The sequence below is a fragment of the uncultured Sulfitobacter sp. genome, from assembly GCF_947500075.1.
In the GTDB taxonomy this organism is placed as follows: Bacteria; Pseudomonadota; Alphaproteobacteria; order Rhodobacterales; family Rhodobacteraceae; genus Sulfitobacter.
In genome coordinates this window covers 14,887-30,970 of sequence record NZ_CANMQS010000013.1, presented here as the reverse complement: position 1 = coordinate 30,970, position 16,084 = coordinate 14,887, and the positions used below count along the sequence as shown (strand labels likewise).

The window sequence follows — 16,084 nt, the reverse complement described above, 5'->3', positions numbered from 1 at the left end:
CCGTGACCTGCACCCCGCTCAAAATCACCGCCCTGTCGGCCCTGCTCTGGGGCGGTGTCGGCACAGGCGTGCTGGCGCAGGAATATCAGACCGGCGGCATCCAGCTGAGCTTTGGTGTGGGGCTGGGGATTGAGACCCAGAGCAACCGCAACCTGTCGACGGGCGACCCCGGCGCCTCCACCGAACTGGGGGCCGACCTGAGCTTTGGCGTGCTGACCGAGACCCGCACCCAGCGGTTCCTGTTTGAAGCAGGCGGCCGCATCCGCACCCTGGATACGCCCGGCACCAATGCCGAAGGCAACGGGTTTGTGCGCCCCTCCCTGCGGCTGGACTATGACCGCAGCGCCGCATCTTCACGCCTGCAATTCCGCGCGCGCCTGAGCGAAACCGATGTGTCCGAAGTGGAAACGCTGGAGGTTGACCTCATCGACGTGGTCCTCGCCAGCGGCACCGCCACCCGGCGCACCGCCTTTGTCGAAGGCCGCATCGACTGGCGCCTGGACCGGCCCTTCGGCTTTGGCATCCTGGCGCGGGCAAGTGACGTGGAATACCGCGACGGGGTGGCCACCGGCCTGGGCGGCACCGGGCTCTTTGACAACCGCCGGTATACCTTTGGCATCAACGCCCGCTTTGATCTGACCCCGGTGGCCCGGCTGACCACCAGCCTGAACTACGACATCTTCGAAGAAGACGGCACCCCCGGTCAGCGCGAAACCGTGAGCCTGAACAACATCCTGACCATCGACCGGCCGCTGGGCCCGCTGACGGTCTCCTCCAGCGTCGACAGCACCGAAGACGGCGAACGGGTCTCTGTGGGGCTGGGGCGCCGCTATGAGCTGCCCTGGGGCATGGTCTCGGGCAATCTGGGCCTGACCCGCGGCGTGGCCGGCGATACCTTCCTCACCGGCGGGCTGAACGCCGCCTACCCCCTGCCCCGTGGCAACCTGAGCTTCGGTCTCAGCCGGGGCGTGTCCTCGGGCAATGAGGAAGACACCGAACGGGTCAACACGCGGCTGAACTTTGGCTACCTGCAAGAGATCGACCCGCTGTCCAGCATCCGCTTTGGCGCCGATTGGGCCGAGGTGGAGGAAACCGCCACCGGCAACCGCTCCAGCAACGCCACGCTCACCGCCACCTACACCCGCACGCTGACGCGGGATTGGAACATGGATCTGGGCTACCGGCACCGCACGTCGGATGACAGCACCGGCGGCGATGCCCGCTCGGACGAATTGTTTTTCAACCTGCGCCGGACGTTTGTGACGCGGTTCTAGAGAAGCGCCGCTGGGGGCGCATTCACTGCGCACCATCCCCATCCGCCACAGGCCTCCGGTGCAAAACAAATGCACACCACAACACACAAAAGCACTGCCAGCGCCGTCCCGCAGTGTGGCCCATGAACCCCTGCGCGCCTTTCAAACAAAATCTACAGGATCGCCACATTAGGGCTGACACGCACAGTATGTTACCATAAGTGTATCGTGATAACCCCCCAAACAGCCCCCAAAAAGAAGAGTAAGTTATTGTTAGAAAATAATAAATTTATCTCTCTTGTGGTCCCTGTCTTGAATGAGGAAGAAGCCGTGCCGGGGTTTCTGGAGGCGATTGCAAAGGCAATTTCCGACCCTGGCATTTCCTATGAAATCGTCTTTGTCGATGACGGAAGCACCGATGCGACAGCGGATATCATTCGCGCGCAGACGCTCAAACAGACGAACATCCGCATGGTCCGGCTCAGCCGGAATTTTGGCAAGGAAGCCGCCCTGACGGCCGGCATGGATGTGGCCCAGGGGGATGCCGTCATCCCCATTGATGTCGATCTGCAAGACCCCCCTGAACTGATCATGGAATTTATCAGGCTGTGGCGTGAGGGATATGACGTCGTCTATGGCCAGCGCGTCGAACGAGACGCCGACAGCCGCACAAAGCGCCGATCGGCAGGTATTTTCTACAATCTGTTCAACAAGCTGTCCGCGCAGAAAATTGAACCCAACGTGGGTGATTTCCGGCTTATGAGCCGACCTGTGGTGGATGCGACCCTGCAGATGCGCGAGCGTAACCGCTTCATGAAAGGGCTCTTTGCCTGGGTTGGCTTTACCTCCATTGCCGTGCCCTACACCCGGCCCGCCCGGTTCGCGGGCCAGACCAAATTCAACTACTGGAAGCTGTGGAATTTCGCGATCGACGGGGTGACCAGTTTTTCGACCGTGCCCCTGCGGATCTGGACCTATCTTGGGCTGATCGTGGCCCTTGCCGCAATGGTCTACACCTTCGTCATCCTGATACAGACCTTTGCCTTCGGGCGTGAAGTGCCGGGCTATGCCTCCCTGATGGTCGTCGTGCTCACGCTGGGGGCGGTGCAGCTCACCTCGCTTGGGATCATCGGCGAATATCTGGGCCGGCTCTATCTGGAGGTAAAACAGCGCCCGGTCTATATCGTGCGTGAAATGACCGGGTTCCAGAAGCCCGGGCAAAACGTCGACACCACGTCTTTCCCTTCCTCGACCAAACAAGGTGCGGCGGATGGCTCTCATTCCAGGTGAAGCCCTGCGGTTTGGCGTTGTTGGTGTTGCGGCAACAGGTGTTCATCTGGCGGCATTGACCGCCGGGGTGGAGCTTGCGGGGATCCCACCCGGCATCATGAATGGTCTGGCGTTTTGCGCGGCTGTCAGTGTGACCTATTTCGGCCAGGCCCTGTGGGTCTTTCGCGTGGCGCGCCGCCACACCTTGCAAACGCTGCGGTTTGCCATATCGGTGCTGTTTGGCATTCTTGCCAACATGGCGATTATGGCCGCAGCAGTTCATCTTTTCGACCTGCCGTATATGTTCGGGTTTGCTGCCGGGCTGATCCTGGTGCCGGCCGCCACGTTCGTGCTGAACAAGTTTTGGGTTTTTACTGAGTAAATGTATGTCTTTTAATGATAAAACCACTGCATCGGATGGTGGCTCTCTCACCCGGCACAAAAAATACCCTCCTGCTGCTGTGTTGATCATGATGGCATCGGTCTTGTGTCTGCTGCCTCTGCTGGTGACACCTGTCTTGCCGTTGATTGATTTTTACGCCCATATCGCGCGGTACTTTGCGTTGGGTCATGCCGCCCAGGACCCTTGGATTGCGGAAAATTACAAACCGCTGTGGCGGCTGCTGCCGAACCTGGGTCTGGATGCGCTTGGGACCGGGATCATGATGGTTTTTCCCCCCCTGCTGGGCGCCAAGGTCATTGCCGCATTGATCATACTGGCCCCGTTTGTGGGCAGCTTGTCCCTTGCAAAGGTGGTGCACGGACGGATCGCGCCCCTCCATGTCGCACTTGCGGGGCTGCTGACATACAGCTTCATCCTGGCCTGGGGGTTCTCGAATTTCCTGTTTGGACTGGGCATCGCCATGGGCGCCACGGCGGTGTGGATCGCCACGACGTTTCAGCCCCGCCTGCAACTTGTTACAGGAATGGTCTTCGGCGTTGTGATCATGCTGGTCCATGGGCTGGTGTTCGGGCTGTGGGGCCTCATGCTGTTCTGGGTAGAGGTGATGCTTGTCCGTCAGGCCATGCCTCTTTCGATCCCGAACATCGCATGGCGCATCCTGCGTCTGGGGGTGCTGACCATCCTGCCGCTGGTCATCTTCTTTCAGACCAAAACCGCCGGGGCGGAAGGCGGGGTGACCAACGCCATTGCCAATTTCGGGGGCTACATCGAAAACGGACAGATGTGGCCCCGCCTGATCGAAGAGCTTTGGCAGCGTGGCGACAGCTTTCTGCGCGTCGCTGAATCCTCCTATCCGGTTCTGGACCGCCTGTTTGGCGTGCTCTTGTGGGGCAGCCTGGCCGCAGGCTTCGTCACACGCAGGTTCACCCTTGATCAACGTCTGCGGGCGGCGGTCGTGTTCTTCGCCCTGATGGTTGTCATCATGCCACCCAACCTGTTTGGCGTCGGGCATCTGGATGAAAGGATACCGCTTATCCTGTTGGCGCTCATCGCCGCAGGCATCAAGACACAGCCCATGGCCCCGTCTTCATCACAGCGCATACAGACCTTCTTTGGTCTGCTGTTCGTGGTGCATATTGCGATGGTGAGCATCGGCTGGGCAAAGGGTGCCAAGGAGTACGACAAATTCCTGACAGCGACCGAAAAGCTGGATCAAGGCGGGCTGGCCCAGACCCAGTTTTTCGGAGAGACAAAACAGCGCGACAAGGGGCGCTTTTGTAAATCCCTGTTGTTCCTCATATTGCTGCAAAAGGGGTCAGCCGTCCCGACATTTGCCAATCCAACGCAGCAACCCATAGAGATCACAGGCCCGCTTGCGCGGTCTCTTGAAGCCCAGCGGATACACAAGGAAACGCTGCCAGAAAGCCATGATGCGGTCTCTCTTGAGGCGCTGAAGAAAAGTGGCTTTCGCACGGTCGTGACCTGTGATGATCCACAACTGGCGCCTGTTCATGGGCAAACCCATCTGGTGGCCAAAGGGCGGTCATGGTCGCTCTACCAGATGCCGTAAGCCCTCCCCTGCCAAAGGTTAACACGCCCTTCACACACCCCACCGCGCGCTGCGTTAACCCCGCAAAGGGTGCACAAACGGTGTACAGGCTGTGCACGCCCCGTGTACGGGCCGTGCCCCCCTCAAACCGCATGAAACAAGACCGTTAACCCCGATTGCCGCGCCTCGGGGGCCCGCAGCCCCGTTGCCTGTTGCGCGCACGGCAGCCGGGATACCCCCTCAGCCGCCCTTTTTCTCAAAGATCCGGTCGTAGGCCGCCAGCAGCTCGGGCGTGGTATGGGCCCAGGACAGATCCTCCATCACGCGCTTGCGGCCGATGCGGCCCATCTCAGCGCGCTTGTCCGGATCCTCGATCAACTCGGCGATCTTGGCGGCATAATCAATCGGGTCATTGGCCTGCGCATAGAGCGACGCCCCATTGGCCGACACCCGCCCCTCGGTCAGATCGAACTGCACCATGGGCTTTTCCAGCGTCATGTATTCCATGACCTTGTTCATGGTGGAGATGTCGTTCATCGGGTTCCTGGGATCAGGCGACACACCGATGTCGATCACATTCAGCGCCGCCAGCAGGTCTTCGCCATAGAGCGGGCCGGTGAAAGTGAAATGGCTCTCCAGCCCGTGATCTGCCACATCCTGCCGGACCTCCTCCAGCTGCGGACCAAAGCCGATGATCACGAAATGCACGCTTGTGTGGCCCAGCTTGTGAATGAGATGGTCAGCGGCGCGTACCAGCAGGTCCATCCCCTCCTGCTGGCCGATAACCCCCACATATCCCAGCACAATATCCGCACCCTTGCGGTAGGCGGGATCGCCGGGGCCGATGGTGAAGGTATCAATGCGCGGCGCGGAGCGGACCACAAAGACATCCTCGGGCGCCATCCTGCCGCGCTCGATCGCGATGCGTTTGAAACTGCCGTTGGTGGCCATGGAGACAGAGGCGCAGGCAAAGGTCATCCGCTCCCAGATCAGCATGACCCGGTAGAGCAGGCCACGCTTGTTGAACTTGGCCTCGAACAGTTCGGGACAGACGTCGTGGTGATCAAACATATAGGCGACCCCCCACATCCGGTACCACAGCGCCAGCAGGAAGATCAGATCGGGCGGATTGCAGCCCTGGATGACATCGACACGCCGGCGCTTCCACACCACACGGGCCAGCCGGAACCAGTGCCACATGGCGTGGCAATATTCGCGGGCATAGGCCACGGCCCCTGAATGGGCCTCGGGGGGTTCGGAATGGCGGTAGACGTGGACACCGTCGATCACTTCATAGGGTTCGACCCAGCCCCGCCCCATGGGCGAGATCACCGAAACCTCATAACCGGCCTCTTGCAGCGTCGTCGCCTCCAGCCAAACCCGACGGTCCAGAGGGACAGGCAGATTTTCGACAACAATCAATATGTGACGATCGGACCGGGACTTCATGAACACGCCTACAGGGACAACACAACCTCGTTACGTTGAAAGGGCTTAGGGGACCAGCCCCGGATAGGAAAGACGGTTTGTGTGTTGCGGTGCGATATCAGTCCAAAAAGGTGCTTTTTAGCCGATTTTCGTTGGGTCAGTTGGCCCATACTCGCGCTCTAGTAGCGTCACGGCATATTCCAGCGTCTCCCCCAACCCCCAGCCCTTGGCGTCAGCCACAGCGCAGAATTGCGCAATCGTATCGGGCCGGGCCTTGAGGTTGAACTGGGCGTTGCGGCCCGTGCGGCGGCGGCGGGGTTTGGCCGGTGCGGGGGCCCCCTGCCCTGCCCCTGACGCTGATCCAGCGGCTGCCGGTGGCACCACTTCGCGGCTGCGGAAACCCGTGGCTTCGGCCACCCTGCGGGCGCTGCTGCTTTCGGGACGTGCGGGGGCCGGCGTGCCGACGTCCCATTCCGCCGGGTCAAACCCATCATCCCCGCCGAACCCCAGATCTGCGCGTTCCCGGCCCATCATGCCGCCCCCCGCATGGTGTCTTTCAGTTTCGACAGAACCTCGTTCATGAAGGCCCCGGCGTTTTTGCCCGCGTTCTCAAGGTTGGACACCTGCGCGGAAGGCAGATCCCTGAGCAGCCCGCCATAATCAAAGATGTCGCGGTAGGCCGCGCGTTCGACAATCGGTGTGGTGAAGACCGCGATGCCCGCCTTGTCGAGCTGCGCGCGCACATTCTTCAGCGCGCGGGACGCGAAGGCGGCGGAGGTCCGCGTCATCAGCACCCCATGCGGGATCGGACGGCGCACCATGCGTTCCTGGTTGTGGATGAGCCGGATCATCTTGGCCGCCCCCTTGGCATCCATCGAGCCCCCTTGCGTGGGGATCACCACCATGTCGGACATGCCGATGGCATTGGCGACCATCAGGCTTGCGGTGCCTTCCAGATCGATGATCACGAACTGGGTGCGGGCGGCGGCTTCCTCGATCACATCGACAATGCCGTCTTCGGTGACATCGCCGATGATCTCCACATTGTCGGGTTTGCCCGGCAGGCCGCCCCATTGGGAAATCCAGCGTTCGGGATCGGCGTCAATGATGATGACCCGCGCCCCGCGCGCGGCCAGTTCAGACGATAGTAACAAAGCTGCGGTAGTTTTCCCGGCGCCACCCTTGGGGTTCGCAAATGCAATAACGGGCATGATCTTTCCTTTCGCTAAACGCTTTTACAGACGTGGCGGCTGGCAGACCGTGCGGGTTTGATAGCTTGTGGATATCTTTTTGTAAACGGATAGCTTCCGGGAAGCGACCCAAATGGTAGCCATAAAGTCACAGAGCCTTATGATGCGGATAGCTGGGGGCTATCTTACCAAATGTTGATCTATGTGCGGGTGGAGGAGCGATAGCTGGTAGCTTCTCGCTAGCTGCAAGATAGAGGATAGCTATTTACCTGTGGTCTGTGTGATTTGCCTGCGGACCGGTGTTCGGGGGGGCTCCAAAATGACCGTACCCCGTCGCGGGATCTGGAAATGAAACATCGCGTGAAAAGGGAATTGAACCCGAATTGCCAATCGAATCGCTTCTATTCCCCTTCATTGCAAATGCGATTCCCTCACCGCGAATCCCCGATTCGATTTTTGTGAATTGAAGCCTGCTTTGGAATTTGTGTGTTTATATGTGTTGAATCTGTGTTTAGGGTCTCAGTTTTCCCGCTAAGCCTCTGGTTCTGAACGGGAGTTTGAAAGCCCCGGTTCCTGAAACCCCGAATCCCGGTTCCTGTTCTCCGCGATTCGGTTCCTTATCTCCGCGATTCGCTTTTTCGAATAAGAGCTGCGAATCATCCGCCGCCAAAACCGCAATAAACGCCGAATCAAACAGCCCGGTTCCTGAAACCCCGAATCCATCTTGACTTGTGGTTCCTAATACCCCGAATGTGCCCCATGGTTCCTGAAACCCCGAATCTCCTGGATCAGCTTCTGCCAGACCGCCATCCGCAGGCGGATTTCTTCATTTGCGATGTCGCAGATGCGGTGCTGAAGGATCTGATCCCGCAGATGGAACATCCCTTCTATGTGCTGTCGAAAAAGCCCGAAACGGCTGTGCGGCGCTATGAGCATGATGGCAAATGGCTCGAAGTGATCCCCTCGGCCAAGGGGCAGGCGACCATCTATGACAAGGACATCCTGATCTATGTGGTCAGCCAGATCATGCACCGGCTGAACCGCGGCGAGCAGGTCGAACGCCGCATCCAGTTCAATCCGCGCGACCTGCTGATCTTTGTGAACCGGGGCACAGGCGGCAAGGATTACGAGGCTTTCTGCGAAGCGCTCGACCGGTTGATGGGCACGGTGATCAAGACCAACATCACCACCGAAGGGGAGGGGCCTGATCCGGTGCCCGTGGGGGATGAGGAACGCCTTGGCTGGTTCCACCTGATTGAAAGCGCCCATATCAACCGCAAGAACGGGGAGGAAAAGGGCCGCATCCTGTCGGCTGAGATCCAGATCTCCGAATGGATCTTCAACTCCATCCGGCGCAAATCCGTCCTCACCCTGCACCGCGATTACTTCCGCCTGCGCAAACCCATTGAACGCCGGGTCTATGAGATCGCGCGCAAGATGTGCGGGGCACGGCCCGAGTTCGAGATTGGTCTGGAGAAGTTGCTCAAACGCACAGGCGCCCGTACGGAGCTCAAACGCTTTCGCCATACCCTGCGTGATATAGCGACCCACAACCATCTGCCCGATTACACCGTCGCCTATGATGAGGCGCGCGATATGGTGATTTTCCGGGGCAGGGGGACGGTGGTGGCGGTTGATCCGGTCTCCAAGGTGCATATCCCGCCGTTGCAGGCCGAAACCTACGCCCATGCGCGCCGGGCGGCACCGGGGTGGGATGTGCATATGCTGGAACAGCAGTGGCGCAGCTGGACCGATACAGCGCCCCAGAATGCCGATGCCGCGTTCATCGGCTTTTGCCGCAAACGGTTTGAGACCCCGCTCAGCTAGGCCGGTGTCTCAAGCGCGTTCAAAAGGGATCAGGCGGTGCTGCGTTGGGCGGCAACCGCCACGGTCAGGAAGGTGATCGGCCAGAAGGCGCAGGCCAGAAAACCCAGCGTTTTCATCAGCATACTTCGGTCGCCGGTCTGCTGTTGTTCAACATAGGTCATCACCGCAGCCAGCAGTGCAACCACAAGATAAGAAGCTGTCAGAAAGCCAATCACAAACATTCCCTGTTCGGTCCTTTTCAGGTTGCCCAAAAACGGTCTTCGCACTTTTTGAAGATAGGCAGGACGGGGGGGCTGTCCAGTGCAAAGCCACACGTCAAAGTGGTAGTGCGGCATGGTTAAAATGGTCTTAACGCAAGGGAAAGTGCCTGTCTTTTTGTTCAGAGACCTGACGCATTTTCTGAAAAATAACGGTATTTCAGCGTATTATGGCGCATCAAAAGAGCCGGGACATGTGCCTGGGGGGAAGGGGGATCACCCGCTATGCGGTGTGGGGGGATGGCATAAATGTGCCGATCCCCGATTATTTTGGCATCTATCCGCCCACCGGCGGAGCAGGGGTCAGGGGTTGCTGTGCACCAGCTGGGGCTCTGTCTGCTGATATTGCCGGGCAAAGGCGATCAGCAGAACCGACAACATGCCAAAGGCCCCGCCCAGCATGTAAAATCCCAGGGTCGCCACCAGGCCATATCCAAGCACAAGGGAGGTCAGTGCCACCCCGAGGGCCGCGATCACGCTCAACATCATAACGCCGACAATCATAACACACTCCTGTAGAACGGGGTGAAGTCATCAAAGCCGATAAATATGGCCAAATTAGGAAGGATGCCCCGGCGCGCCTGTGCTTTTGAGGACAGGGTTAACGCAAACGACGTGCCGCGCTTTACGTCCGGGGCGGGGTGATCAGCGCCAGCACCGCGCCGGTCACGAATCCGCCTGCATGGGCCTGCCAGGCCACCGGGCTGCCCAGCACCAGCTGGCTCAGCACATCCGACAGCACCAGCGCCCCCGTCGCCCCCGCCAGCCGCAGCACCTGTGGCGGCGCAGGCTCGCCCTGCGGGCTCTCAGGGGTGAAAAACCCCGCATCCGCGGCATAGACCCCAAAAAGGCCAAAGAGCGCGCCAGAGGCGCCCACCATCGTCTCTCCGGCAGGGCCCAGCAGGGCAAAGACCTCCGCTGCACCGATCATCGACATCAGGTAGAGCAGCACAAAGGTCCCCGGCCGCCGCCGCGCCAGAATAAGCCGCCCCAGCCCCCACAGGCCCACCGCATTGATCGCCAGGTGCAGCAGCCCGGTGTGCAGGAACCCGTAGGTGAAGAACATCGTCAGCGTCTGGAAGGGAAAGAACGGTCCGGGACCTGCGTGCAGGTCGGGCTGGAAGGCGCCCAGCATATAGGCCAGCCTGCGCAGAAACAGCGGGCCCAGCAGCCCTGCGTCTGCCAGTTGCAGCAAGAGCTCCGGCAGCAGCGTCAGCGCCAGCAGCAGCACCAGCGCCCAATGCCCGCTGTCAGCACGTGGAGAGGGGGCAGGGGGCAGGCGGTCCATGGGTCATGTTGTGGCGCAAGGGGGGTCCTCAAGGCAAGGGGGCGGCGGTGCCGTAGGGTGCGCATTCACTGCGCACCATCCCCATGACCCACACACACCAGACCCGCGACCCTCCCGCGCCCGCGTGGTGTCCGGAATTTATTCCGGAATATACCGGGGCAGGCGGGGCAGCAGATCGGCCATGAAACCCTGCATGCGGGCATCCGCATCCGCTTCGCTCTCATTGGTCAGGATCGGCGTGACAAAACGCACCATCGCCCCATCCGTGCGCCCGATGGTCAGGCTGTCATAGACCACATCGATCTTGGCCAGATAATCATTGGTCATCCGCGCGCCGCGCTGTTCAAACCAATAGTACACCAGCTGCCGGCTCAGCCCTTTTTCGATCACCGCGCGGTTGACGTTGAAGGTGCCGTAGACCGTGTCCGGGAAAGATACCGGGGTGGGGTCGATGGAGAAGACCTCCCAGCCGCCCACGGGCAGGCAGACCTCGGGGCTATGGATGCCGGACCCTTCGGTCTGTTTGTCATAATAGGCTGCAAAGAAGTTCACATAGGTGTCGGTGTTGCCACCCTTGGTGAAGACCGCGTTGATGTAATCCGTGGCCCCCAGCACGCCGGCAATCTCCGGCTCCAGCGGGATCGTATAGGACCGCCAGTCGCCCACATTGCGGGGGAAGAGCGCAAAGTTATCCCGGTCCGGCAGCACCCTTTCGGGGGCCGGGGTGAAGACAAACGCCGCCGTGATCGCGGCCGACATGAGCGTGCCCACCATCACCCCGCGCGAGGTGCCCACAGACAGGAAACCTGCGGCTTCATGGCCCAGCCCATCGGTGTCCAGATCAATCGTGTCGCGCAGGCCCAGCGGGCTGGGCGTCAGCCGCTGCAACAGCACCGCCATCAGAAACAACATCCCGATGCAGGCGCCAAAGATCACCCAGCCTTCGAAGAAATGCAGAAAGCCTTCGGCATGGCTGATCCCGTAGCTGTTCACCAGCACGCCAATGACCCCGATGCGGAAGGAGTTCATGAACACTGTCAGCGGGGCGGCCATCGCGAACATCACCGCCTTGTGCCAGAACGGCCCGCGGTAAAGGATCGCAAAGAGGTAGGAAAAGCTCAGGATCGGGAACAGGTAGCGCAGCCCCGAGCAGGCTTCGGCCACCTGTAGCTTGTAGACGCCCAGATCAATCACATTGCCTTCCAGGAACACCGGCACGCCGGCCAGCTGGATGAACCACACGCCCAGTTCCGAGGAGATCAGCTGCAACACGATCGTCAGCTTCCAGTAGACAAACTGCGGCAGCGGCAGCATGAAAATCAGGTGCAGGACGGGCAGTTGGTGCTTCTTGCCCCGGTCCCAGCCAAAGCCTGTCAGCACCACGCCGCCGGTCCAGATGATCAGCGCATAGGTGACGATGTCAGGGATTTTCACCAGATTGCCGAAGATCCCCAGCGCCAGCGCCAGCATCATCACGATGATGCCGGGCACGCGATTCACCTTTGCGGTGCGGTCAATCGGCGGAGATTGCCTGAGTTCCCGCAGGAAAAGATAGAGCGAAATCAACGGAATAAGCGGCCCGTGGCTGTATTCCGGCGTGATCCACGCCGCCCCCAGCGATTGCAGCCCCAGCCAGAAGATCGGCAGCGCCACAAGGATCAGCGCGATGAACCAGATCAGCCCGGCCGGATTGACGGCATACCGCCCCAGAAAGGGCAGGCGCATCGATGTGGTGGTCTGTGAAGACATCTCTGACATGGGCGACCTGGGTACTTGCTAAAAGAGGGCGAAAACGTGCCAAGGGGCTGCATAGCAAGGTTATGGGGGAAAATCACGCGGTTTTGAGGCAGATAACGGGGTGTTTATGTGGCAGGGGGGATGGGCATGTCTCGTCAAGGCTCCCCGCGCCGGTCCACCCAGCTGGCGCAGAACTTCAGGAAATGCTGGCCCGGACTGTGCGGGCTGAGGTCCTTCTCTGCACACCACGCGCGCCAGTCCGCTTCGATTGCATGCACGTCCCAGCCGGGTGCGATCTGGCGGGCGGCGTCGAAGACTTCGCCTGGCAGGGGCGGGGGCGGCGTGGCGGTGGTGCCAAGCGTCTTCATCGTCCGGCGGTTGGTGAAGACAACCTTTTCCACGTCATGCTCGCGTTCGACCAACGTGACCGCGTAATCGGGCATGTGGTGGTGTTTGAGGTCCTGGGTGACGATGGTTTTCACCAGCCGCCGGAATTCCTTGAGGGTGGAGTTGGAACCGCATTTTTCCTTCAGCCGGTCCAGCCCGATGGACCATGTCGCCTGATGCCCGCAATGCTTGCGGCCCAGCTCATACATCCGCCGCTCCAGCGGTTTGCGCAGGCGGAAGTAATCACGGTGGAGCGTCAGCACCTCGCGGGCCTCAATGGCGTTGAAGACCCAGTCGGAGAGAACAATTTCCACCTCCTGCATGCGCCCGTCGCGGGTTTCGCGCACGATGCGCGCGCGTTCAATCAGGCCGAAAACATCCAGCGTTTCGGTGCCGCCGGTTTTGATGTTGGTGGAGATCGTGGTGCCGCGCAGCCGCTCCAACGCGGCGCGCAAACCGTCATAGGCCTGCCCGTTGGTCATCCGGTTGGTGGCTTTCAAGAGGTCATAGGCCTTGAGCCGCACCGTGCGGTCCACCTGCCGGCCTTCGTTCAGCGCTGAGATGATCTGGCTGATGCAGTAGATCAGGATGTCGCGGTCATGCACGGTGGCCAGCCCTTTGACCGATGGGGCCACCTCCACAAAATGCGGGCCTTGTTCATAGCGGCGCAGCCGCGTGTCGGGCTTGGTGGAGAGCGAGAAGATCGGATGCTCCATTGAAGCCAGATCGCCTTTGGGCACCGCATCAAAGACATCGCAGACAAAGACATCCGGTTCGGGATGGCGGTCGGGCAACAGGGGCGGGCGTTCGTGGTCGCTGCCAAAAGCAGTGTGGTCTTTCGATATTTCACCCACGATTTCAGCGCCTCTTTCGATATTTCACCCACTTGGGGCGACTTTTCGATATTTCACCCACGCAAGTCAAAGGGTTTTCGATATTTCACCCACCTTTTTTCGATAGATCACACACCGATCTTCGATATTTCACCCACCGCACCTTTGGAAAAATCAAGAAACACCAAAGGTTTACGCTCTATTTCAAAGCCTTAACACCTAATAACATCTATTTAACTCCTGCAGAAGAAGCGCAGAAGCAGGGACAAGGATCCGAACGAACCGGTCGGATCACGCCAGAAGGGTGGCAAAGATCTCATCCATTTTTTGGATGTAGACGTCCTTGCGGAACTGACTGTAGGCGCGCGCGCGGCCCGCCTTGCCCATCTTTTCTCTCAGGGCAGGGTCCGCAATCAGGGCTTCTATCTTCTCGATCATGACGTCCTGACCGGCAGGCCCCACCGGGTAGAGAAACCCCTCAACCCCGTCGCCGATGATCTCCAGCGTGCCGCCTGCGGCGGTGCCCAGAACGGGCAGGCTATAGGCCATCCCATGCACCGTGGCGCGCCCGAAAGTCTCCCCCCGGCCATCATCGCCCTGTGCGTTGATGATATGGGCATCACTGGCCAGATAAAGCGCATCCACATGCGGGGTGAAGACATAGGCGCGGCGGGCATCAAGGATCTGTTTGCCGTCCTCACCGAGCGTATCCAGAAGCTCTTGTCTTTCCGCATCAGAGTGAAAGCCCGCGAGCAATAGTTTCACGGGCAAATCGCGTGTCCGGGCGGCTTTTGCGATGCTGTCCAGCAGCAGCTTCTGTCCCTTCCTTCTGGAATACCCCCCAACGGAGAGCAGCAGGAAATCATCCTCTGTGACACCCAATGCCGCCCGGATGTCGGCGCGGGACAACAGGCGGGGAGCGGGTGTGTGGACGTTCGGGTCGGCTCTCTGAAACAGGTGCTTGTCCTGAAGGCCGCGATCAAAGGTTTCCTGCTCAAGGCCCGGATGGACGACATGGCAGGCAGGCAGCACATCGCAGACCTGTTTCCAGGCTTGCAGACAGGCGTTGCTGCCAAAAGTGGCCATGTGCACATGCGGCAGCATATCTGCCGCGGGCCTGTAGGTTTCGACGTCGATTTCATGGACGCACCACAGGATCTTGCGGGCCAGATCGGGGGCTGCCTGCACCCCTTCTTCTATCCAGTCCCGTGTGCGGTAGTTCGTGCTGTTCACAACGATCAGGTCTGCCTCTGCCGCCTGTGCCATCGCGGTTTCAGGGGGCACCACGGGCACTTTGAAATCGGTGGTGACATTGCCACAAACCGCATCGTCACTCAGGCTCACCGCGCGCACATCCGCACCGCTCTGGATCATCGCGCGGGCCAGCTCAAACAGCTCCAGCGGCGCGCCGGAGCGTGAAAACGCATGTGACACCAACAGCACCCGTTTGCCCGTCAGCGCAGGCAGTTTGACCGGATGCGCGCTTGTGTCCACGCGGGGCAGTGGCGCGCTCCAGGTCAGCGCAGAGAGCGCGCCGGGCCTGTCGGTGTTGCCCTTGCCGCGTTGCCCCACGGTGATGAAGACATCATCCCCCTGCCGGCCCATGACGGGCATTTTCAGATGGCACGGCAGATACCAGGCAATCGACCAGCGGTTGGCCTTGGGGTCAAAAGCCTGAATGGCATCGGTCAGCCGCAGATAGAAATCCTGCGGGTGTTTGAACGTCTGCCCGCCATAGAGATAGATCACCCCCTCCACGACCATGCAGGAGAAGTCGCAATGGGAGACCGCAATGGGCATATCCGGGATCCGCCCCCATGTGCCCCCCGGATCATCCAGCCGGAAGGCGGAATGCAGATAGGTTTCCTGTGTCTCACCGGTGCAGGTGTAGTGGGGGTCACCGTCAATGGCTTTGAAATCACCCTGCTGGCCGCCCAGCACATAAAGCTGATCGGCCACCACAGCCGAGGCCCGGTGCATGCCACCCACAGGGATTGGAGTGTCTTGCTGCCATTCGGATTCACTCGCTTCCGCTCCTAATACGCCCAGGCTCCAGTGATCCACCGTCGGGGTCCAGCGGTCCACATCCGCGCCGCCGACATAATGCAACCGTCCACGCCACAGCTGCATGGATCCGGCATAGCGCGGCGCAGGCAGGGCAGGCAGCGCATGCCAGGTCGCGGATTGGGTATCCAGACAGTAGACATTTGTGATTGCCGGTCTGCAATTGCCGCCATGCTGGCCGCCTGCCACGTAGATATACCGCTCGCCATCGGTGGAGACGGCGCTGTGTGAATGCGGGAAATCATCCGGCACCGGGATCGGGTCGCACCATGTCTTGCGCGCCATGTCAAAGACGTGGATGTCCGTGCTGACGGTCGCCATGTCTTCAAAGCCGCAGATGACATACATCAGATCCCCGATCTGCGCACCGCCGGGATCCAGCAGCGCTTTGGGGCAATCGGGCAGGCGGGTCCAGCCGGAATTTTCAGCAAAGGACAGATCGTCGGAGATATGTGCGTCTTCGTTTCTGCGGATCAGCTTGCGCACAAGCTGTGTCTGCTTGATCCGGGTGCGCAGGGGTTTGGGCAAACGTCGCGCGGTGTTGCGGGCAGCATTCAAAATGTGACGTTTGATCATGGGTAACCCTTTTGATCCGTTCG

14 protein-coding genes are annotated in these 16,084 nt (G+C 60.2%); 5 read left to right on the top strand and 9 right to left on the bottom strand.

The features are described from left to right. The first annotated feature begins 2 nt into the window (after window positions 1-2). From Q1A91_RS22775 to Q1A91_RS22760, 4 genes are all read left to right on the top strand, one after another. The gene (locus Q1A91_RS22775; RefSeq protein ID WP_299882982.1) at window positions 3-1,274 is read left to right on the top strand and encodes a hypothetical protein; all 1,272 of its coding nucleotides are present in this window, start codon (window positions 3-5) and stop codon (window positions 1,272-1,274) included. A 279-nt stretch (window positions 1,275-1,553) separates the two neighbouring features. Continuing rightward, window positions 1,554-2,543 carry a glycosyltransferase family 2 protein gene (locus Q1A91_RS22770; protein WP_299882980.1) on the top strand — a complete coding sequence of 330 codons (990 nt, stop codon included), beginning with the start codon at window positions 1,554-1,556 and terminating at the stop codon, window positions 2,541-2,543. Further along, the gene (locus tag Q1A91_RS22765) at window positions 2,524-2,904 is read left to right on the top strand and encodes a GtrA family protein (RefSeq protein ID WP_299882978.1); all 381 of its coding nucleotides are present in this window, start codon (window positions 2,524-2,526) and stop codon (window positions 2,902-2,904) included. Before Q1A91_RS22770 ends, Q1A91_RS22765 begins: the two co-directional genes overlap by 20 nt. An 88-nt stretch (window positions 2,905-2,992) precedes the next feature. Then, window positions 2,993-4,495, top strand: coding sequence for a hypothetical protein (locus Q1A91_RS22760; RefSeq protein ID WP_299882976.1), 1,503 nt, complete (start codon window positions 2,993-2,995; stop codon window positions 4,493-4,495). A 219-nt stretch (window positions 4,496-4,714) separates the two neighbouring features. On the opposite strand, the gene Q1A91_RS22755 is transcribed toward Q1A91_RS22760, so the two are convergent. The 3 genes from Q1A91_RS22755 to Q1A91_RS22745 all read right to left on the bottom strand — a co-directional run bounded on the left by Q1A91_RS22755 (window position 4,715) and on the right by Q1A91_RS22745 (window position 7,113). Continuing rightward, on the bottom strand, window positions 4,715-5,923 hold the full coding sequence (locus Q1A91_RS22755; protein ID WP_299882974.1) for a glycosyltransferase family 4 protein: 1,209 nt from the start codon (window positions 5,921-5,923) through the stop codon (window positions 4,715-4,717). 117 nt (window positions 5,924-6,040) lie between these two features. Then, on the bottom strand, window positions 6,041-6,436 hold the full coding sequence (locus tag Q1A91_RS22750; RefSeq protein ID WP_299882972.1) for a hypothetical protein: 396 nt from the start codon (window positions 6,434-6,436) through the stop codon (window positions 6,041-6,043). Beyond that, window positions 6,433-7,113 carry a ParA family protein gene (locus Q1A91_RS22745; RefSeq protein WP_299882970.1) on the bottom strand — a complete coding sequence of 227 codons (681 nt, stop codon included), beginning with the start codon at window positions 7,111-7,113 and terminating at the stop codon, window positions 6,433-6,435. Before Q1A91_RS22745 ends, Q1A91_RS22750 begins: the two co-directional genes overlap by 4 nt. 738 nt (window positions 7,114-7,851) lie before the next feature. On the opposite strand from Q1A91_RS22745, the gene Q1A91_RS22740 reads away from it, so the two are divergent. After that, entirely contained in the window at window positions 7,852-8,919 is a 1,068-nt protein-coding gene (locus Q1A91_RS22740; RefSeq protein ID WP_299882968.1) for a replication initiator protein A, read from the top strand. Between the two features lie 29 nt (window positions 8,920-8,948). Here Q1A91_RS22740 and Q1A91_RS22735 read toward each other — a convergent pair whose 3' ends face one another. From Q1A91_RS22735 to Q1A91_RS22710, 6 genes are all read right to left on the bottom strand, one after another. After that, complete coding sequence (locus tag Q1A91_RS22735) at window positions 8,949-9,140, bottom strand: hypothetical protein (protein ID WP_299882966.1); 192 nt, start codon at window positions 9,138-9,140, stop codon at window positions 8,949-8,951. A 339-nt stretch (window positions 9,141-9,479) separates the two neighbouring features. Continuing rightward, a complete protein-coding gene (locus Q1A91_RS22730) occupies window positions 9,480-9,680 on the bottom strand; it encodes a hypothetical protein (protein WP_299882964.1) in 201 nt (66 codons plus the stop codon). A 121-nt stretch (window positions 9,681-9,801) separates the two neighbouring features. After that, window positions 9,802-10,464 (bottom strand): rhomboid family intramembrane serine protease, encoded by a 663-nt coding sequence (locus Q1A91_RS22725; protein WP_299882962.1) that lies wholly within the window; start codon window positions 10,462-10,464, stop codon window positions 9,802-9,804. Between the two features lie 138 nt (window positions 10,465-10,602). After that, window positions 10,603-12,213, bottom strand: a complete 1,611-nt coding sequence (xrtD, locus tag Q1A91_RS22720) for a VPLPA-CTERM-specific exosortase XrtD (protein ID WP_299882960.1) — start codon at window positions 12,211-12,213, stop codon at window positions 10,603-10,605. A 143-nt stretch (window positions 12,214-12,356) separates the two neighbouring features. Continuing rightward, window positions 12,357-13,442, bottom strand: a complete 1,086-nt coding sequence (locus tag Q1A91_RS22715) for a replication initiator protein A (RefSeq protein WP_299882958.1) — start codon at window positions 13,440-13,442, stop codon at window positions 12,357-12,359. 270 nt (window positions 13,443-13,712) lie between these two features. Next, window positions 13,713-16,061, bottom strand: a complete 2,349-nt coding sequence (locus Q1A91_RS22710; RefSeq protein WP_299882957.1) for a glycosyltransferase — start codon at window positions 16,059-16,061, stop codon at window positions 13,713-13,715. Between the last annotated feature and the right edge of the window lie 23 nt (window positions 16,062-16,084).

Excerpts from the sequence above, each read along its gene's own strand:
- Q1A91_RS22765 (WP_299882978.1), top strand. The coding sequence starts at position 2,524 with ATGGCTCTCATTCCAGGTGAAGCCCTGCGGTTTGGCGTTGTTGGTGTT.
- Q1A91_RS22760 (WP_299882976.1), top strand. The coding sequence starts at position 2,993 with ATGATGGCATCGGTCTTGTGTCTGCTGCCTCTGCTGGTGACACCTGTC.
- Q1A91_RS22755 (WP_299882974.1), bottom strand. The coding sequence starts at position 5,923 with ATGAAGTCCCGGTCCGATCGTCACATATTGATTGTTGTCGAAAATCTG.
- Q1A91_RS22750 (WP_299882972.1), bottom strand. The coding sequence starts at position 6,436 with ATGATGGGCCGGGAACGCGCAGATCTGGGGTTCGGCGGGGATGATGGG.
- Q1A91_RS22745 (WP_299882970.1), bottom strand. The coding sequence starts at position 7,113 with ATGCCCGTTATTGCATTTGCGAACCCCAAGGGTGGCGCCGGGAAAACT.
- Q1A91_RS22740 (WP_299882968.1), top strand. The coding sequence starts at position 7,852 with ATGGTTCCTGAAACCCCGAATCTCCTGGATCAGCTTCTGCCAGACCGC.
- Q1A91_RS22735 (WP_299882966.1), bottom strand. The coding sequence starts at position 9,140 with ATGTTTGTGATTGGCTTTCTGACAGCTTCTTATCTTGTGGTTGCACTG.
- Q1A91_RS22730 (WP_299882964.1), bottom strand. The coding sequence starts at position 9,680 with ATGATTGTCGGCGTTATGATGTTGAGCGTGATCGCGGCCCTCGGGGTG.
- Q1A91_RS22725 (WP_299882962.1), bottom strand. The coding sequence starts at position 10,464 with ATGGACCGCCTGCCCCCTGCCCCCTCTCCACGTGCTGACAGCGGGCAT.
- xrtD (WP_299882960.1), bottom strand. The coding sequence starts at position 12,213 with ATGTCTTCACAGACCACCACATCGATGCGCCTGCCCTTTCTGGGGCGG.
- Q1A91_RS22710 (WP_299882957.1), bottom strand. The coding sequence starts at position 16,061 with ATGATCAAACGTCACATTTTGAATGCTGCCCGCAACACCGCGCGACGT.